Annotated in this window: 3 protein-coding genes and 2 pseudogenes; 1 reads left to right on the top strand and 4 read right to left on the bottom strand. The window is 68.1% G+C overall.

Annotated elements, in window-relative coordinates:
* Nucleotides 1-202, top strand: a pseudogene (locus tag ENN83_RS09720) (ABC transporter ATP-binding protein); the annotation flags it as partial.
* Nucleotides 203-457: 255 nt separating this feature from the next.
* On the opposite strand, the gene ENN83_RS09715 reads toward ENN83_RS09720, so the two are convergent.
* From ENN83_RS09715 to ENN83_RS09700, 4 genes and pseudogenes are all read right to left on the bottom strand, one after another.
* Nucleotides 458-1,891: an aspartate kinase gene (locus tag ENN83_RS09715; protein WP_287186379.1), complete on the bottom strand. Its 1,434-nt coding sequence runs from the start codon at nucleotides 1,889-1,891 to the stop codon at nucleotides 458-460.
* A 50-nt stretch (nucleotides 1,892-1,941) separates the two neighbouring features.
* Nucleotides 1,942-2,337, bottom strand: coding sequence for an ectoine synthase (locus ENN83_RS09710; RefSeq protein WP_287186377.1), 396 nt, complete (start codon nucleotides 2,335-2,337; stop codon nucleotides 1,942-1,944).
* A gap of 4 nt (nucleotides 2,338-2,341) precedes the next feature.
* Nucleotides 2,342-3,628 (bottom strand): diaminobutyrate--2-oxoglutarate transaminase, encoded by a 1,287-nt coding sequence (ectB, locus tag ENN83_RS09705; RefSeq protein ID WP_287186374.1) that lies wholly within the window; start codon nucleotides 3,626-3,628, stop codon nucleotides 2,342-2,344.
* Nucleotides 3,629-3,672: 44 nt separating this feature from the next.
* Nucleotides 3,673-3,881, bottom strand: a pseudogene (locus tag ENN83_RS09700) (diaminobutyrate acetyltransferase); the annotation flags it as partial.

The following is a 3,881-nucleotide window of genomic DNA, read 5'->3' as shown; positions in this document are numbered from 1 at the left end:
CGCCCTGATGCGGATGCTCTTGGCCGAACCGCGCGCGCTGCTGCTGGACGAGCCGTTCTCGCGGCTGGATGCCGGTCTGAGGGTGCAGGTGCGCGAGATGGTCTTTGCGCGCGCCCGGGCGCGGGGGCTGCCGGTGCTTCTGGTGACCCATGACGCGGCCGATGCCGCGGCCGCGGGGGGGCGCGTGGTCGAACTGGGCTGAGGGGGCGCTCCCGCCCCCGGCTGGCGCGGGGCGCAGGCGCCCCGCTTGTCCGGGGTCGGGCGTGGCGCGGGCCCTTGGCCCGCGCGCCTCCGGCGGGGGTATTTTGGCCAAGAAGAAGGCCGTGGGCGGCATGGCCCGGTGCGTTGCGAGAGAGTAGTGGCCCCGGATCGGGGTCCGGGGCAGGGAGTGACGCCGGAGGCGCGCTGCGGGCTCTTTCGCGGAAGGGGGCGGCAAATGCGCGCCCCGCGCCCGGGCTCAGGCGGCCAGGCGCGGGGCGGTTGTGCGGTTCTCGACCAGCACGGCGTGAAGCGCGCGGATCGCGTCTTCCATCCGGTCGCGGGGCACGACGAACTGCGCGTCCACGTCGCGGGTGGTCTGCTGGACGGCGACGGGGTCGATCCCCGCGGCCTCGAGCGCGGCAAGCCCGCGCGACAGCACCCTGAGCCCGGCGAGGTCGCGCCCGATCGCGGCCACCACGGCGAGGTTGCGCGCCTTGAGGCTGGCGGTCGGATAGAGCGCCGCGAGGTCGCGTTCGACCCGGCGCACCGATTTCAGCCCCGCATCCAGGTAATGGGTGATCGTGTTGGCGTTCGAGGTCTTGGCGACGATGCGCACCCGGTGGCGCGTGAGTGCCTCGAGGATCGCGGAATCGTAGCCCTTCACCCCCACCATGTCCTGCTCGAACAGTTCGAGCGCATAGACGCCGAGTCCGGTGACCATCTCGACCCGGGTTGTGCCTGCCTCGGCGTCGTCGATGAGCGTGCCCGGATCGTGCGGCTCGAACGCGTTGGTCACGCGCAGCGGGATGCCCGCCTGGCGCAGCATCTTGGCGGCCTTGGGGTGGACCGCCTCCATCCCCATGTTCGAGAGCTGGTCGGCCACGTCGTAATTTGTGTGGCCCAGCTTCACGACATTTTCCGCGCCCACGATCTTCGGGTCGGCCGAGGACAGGTGGAATTCCTTGTGGATGATCGCTTCGGCCGCGCCGGTCAGCACGGCGAGTTTCGAGAAGGTCACCTCGGAATAGCCGCGGTCGAATTCGGCCATCAGTCCTTCGACGCATTGCGCATAGCCGGTGACGATGGGCATCTCGCGGGCGATGTCCACGTCGCGCAGCCCCGCGATGATGCGCTCTTCCAGGGTGCATTGGCCCTCGTCGCGCCAGCCCGAGAGGTCGACGAAGCGCGCATCGACGCCCTTGCGCCGTAACAGCGTCGCGGTGACGAAGGCGGACTGCGCCTCGCCCAGCCCCGAGAGCAGTTCGCGGATCACCGCCATGTGGCTCGACAGGCGGAAATGCCCGTAGGAGCACAGCCGTTGCAGGTCGATCAGGCAGGAGCGCGCGCCCTCGATGCGGTCGCGCACGAAATCGTCGGCGGCGGCGAGGTCGCCGGGGTGGTCCAGAACCTGCGCATGGGCGGCGCGCATGGCGTCGGCGACGCGGTTCAGCGCGTCCGACCAGCCGTGGTCGTTGTCGGCGTTCGAAAACAGTGCGTAGACGCCCGGTTCGCCCGATTTCTTGTGTTCCAGCAGCAGGTTGGTGATGCCGGCGAAGGCCGAGACCACGAAGACGCGGTGATAGAGCGCGTCGCCCGCGCGGTCGCCGATGAAGAGCGTGTCGCACAATTCGTGGACGCGGCTCATGGAGGTGCCGCCGATCTTCTCGACGGTGTGGGGATGCTTGGTCACGGTGCTGTCGCCGCCCGGGTTGACCCCGGGGGCGCCCTTGTCTGGAAATGTCAGTCGGCGAGGGTCGCGGCCGGCGCGTAGGAGCCGTCTGCGCGGTGCACCTCGGTGCCCGTGACGGGCGGGTTGAAGCAGCAGGCCATCACCAGATCCTCGTCGGCGCGGATGGTGTGCCGGTCGTGCTGATCGAGGGCATACATCACGCCGGGCCGGATCTCGAAGGTCTCGCCCGAGGCGAGGTCTGTGATCGCGCCGCGCCCCGAGATGCAGTAGACGCTCTCGAAATGATGCTTGTAGTGGAACGTGTGTTCCGAGCCCGCAGCAAGCGTGGTGATGTGGAAGGAAAACCCCATCCCGTCATCGGCCAGCAGCATGCGCACCGAGGTCCATTGCGCATCCGAGACCGCTCGGTTCGTGTCCTTGAGCTTGTGAAAGTCGCGTACGATCATGGGCCTACTCCGCCGCCACCGGGAAAGGGACGAGCGTCTCCACCGCCGCCTCCAGAATGTCGAGACCCTGGCGGAACTGCTCCATCGGGATGGTGAGGGGGGCGAGCACCTTGACCACCTCGTCATGGGCGCCCGAGGTCTCGATCACGAGGCCATGGCGGAAGGCTTCGGCGCAGATCCGGCCAGCAAGTTCGCCCGAGCCGACATCGACGCCGCGCATCATGCCGCGTCCCTTGATGCGCGCGCCCTCGATCCGGGCGGCGATCGTGTTCAGCCGTTCTTCCAGAACCTGGGATTTCAGCGCGATCTGGTTCCTGAGGGTGTCGTCGGCCCAGAACTTCTCCAGCGCGACGCGGGCGGTCACGAAGGCGTGGGTGTTGCCGCGGAAGGTGCCGTTATGCTCGGCCGGCTTCCAGATGTCATGCTCGGGCCGGACCAGCACGCAGGCAAAGGGCAGCCCGAACCCCGACAGCGATTTGGCCAGCGTCACCATGTCGGGTTCGATGCCCATATGATCGAAGCTGAAGAAACTGCCGGTGCGGCCCATCCCGGCCTGGATGTCGTCGACGATCAGCAGCGCGCCGTGTTCGCGCGCGATCCGCGCGATGCCCTGCACCCATTCGCAGGAGGCGGCGTTCAGCCCGCCTTCGCCCTGCACCAGTTCCACGACGAAGGCCGCGGGCGGCTCGATCCCGGAGGAGGGGTTCGTGAGCAGCGTCTCGATCAGCTCCAGCGTGTCCACGTCCTCGCCCAGGCTGTTCTCGTAGGGCAGATGCGTCACGTCGGGCAGGGCGGTGCCCGCGCCCGCGCGCTTGCCCGCATTGCCGGTCAGAGCGAGCGCGCCCAGCGTCATGCCGTGGAAACCGTTGGTGAAGGCGATCACGTTGCGTCGTCCCGTGACCTTGCGCGCCAGCTTGAGCGCGGCCTCGACCGCGTTGGTGCCGGTAGGGCCGGTCATCATCACGCGATGCTCCATCCCGCGCGGATGCAGGATATGGTGCTCGAAGGCCGCGAGGAAGGCGGCCTTTTCCTCGGTATGCATGTCGAGCGCGTGCGCAATCCCGTCGCGCTGGATATGCTCGACCAGCGCGGCCTTCATGTCGGGGTCGTTATGGCCATAGTTCAGCGAGGAACAGCCTGCGAGGAAGTCGATATAGGAATTGCCGTCGGCATCGATCAGGGTTGCGCCCTCGGCGCGGGCGAAGCTGACCGGAAAGCTGCGGCAGTAGGAGCGCACGGCGGATTCGCGGCGCGCGTAGATGTCGGTTTCGGCTGTCGGAACAGTCGACATGGGGCATCCCCTTGTTTTCGATATGGAAACGGATGAGGGTCGAATCAGGCGGCCAGCGGCAGCGCTTCGGCCAGCCGGATCGTGACCATGTGCTCGGTCGCGTGACGGCCGCCGAAATGGTTATCGCGCGTGAAATGCGGCTTGTCCGTCAGGCGCGCGCCCAAGCGGCGGGCCACGCCACGGAACAGTCCCCAGGAGGCGTCATTGTCCGGCGTGATCGTGGTCTGAAGCCGCATCACGCCTGCGCAGGCGT

The organism is Rhodovulum sp., assembly GCF_011048875.1.
GTDB lineage: Bacteria > Pseudomonadota > Alphaproteobacteria > Rhodobacterales > Rhodobacteraceae > Rhodovulum > Rhodovulum tesquicola.
Note: the sequence above shows the minus strand (reverse complement) of the source record. Positions and strands in the feature narration are given on the sequence as shown.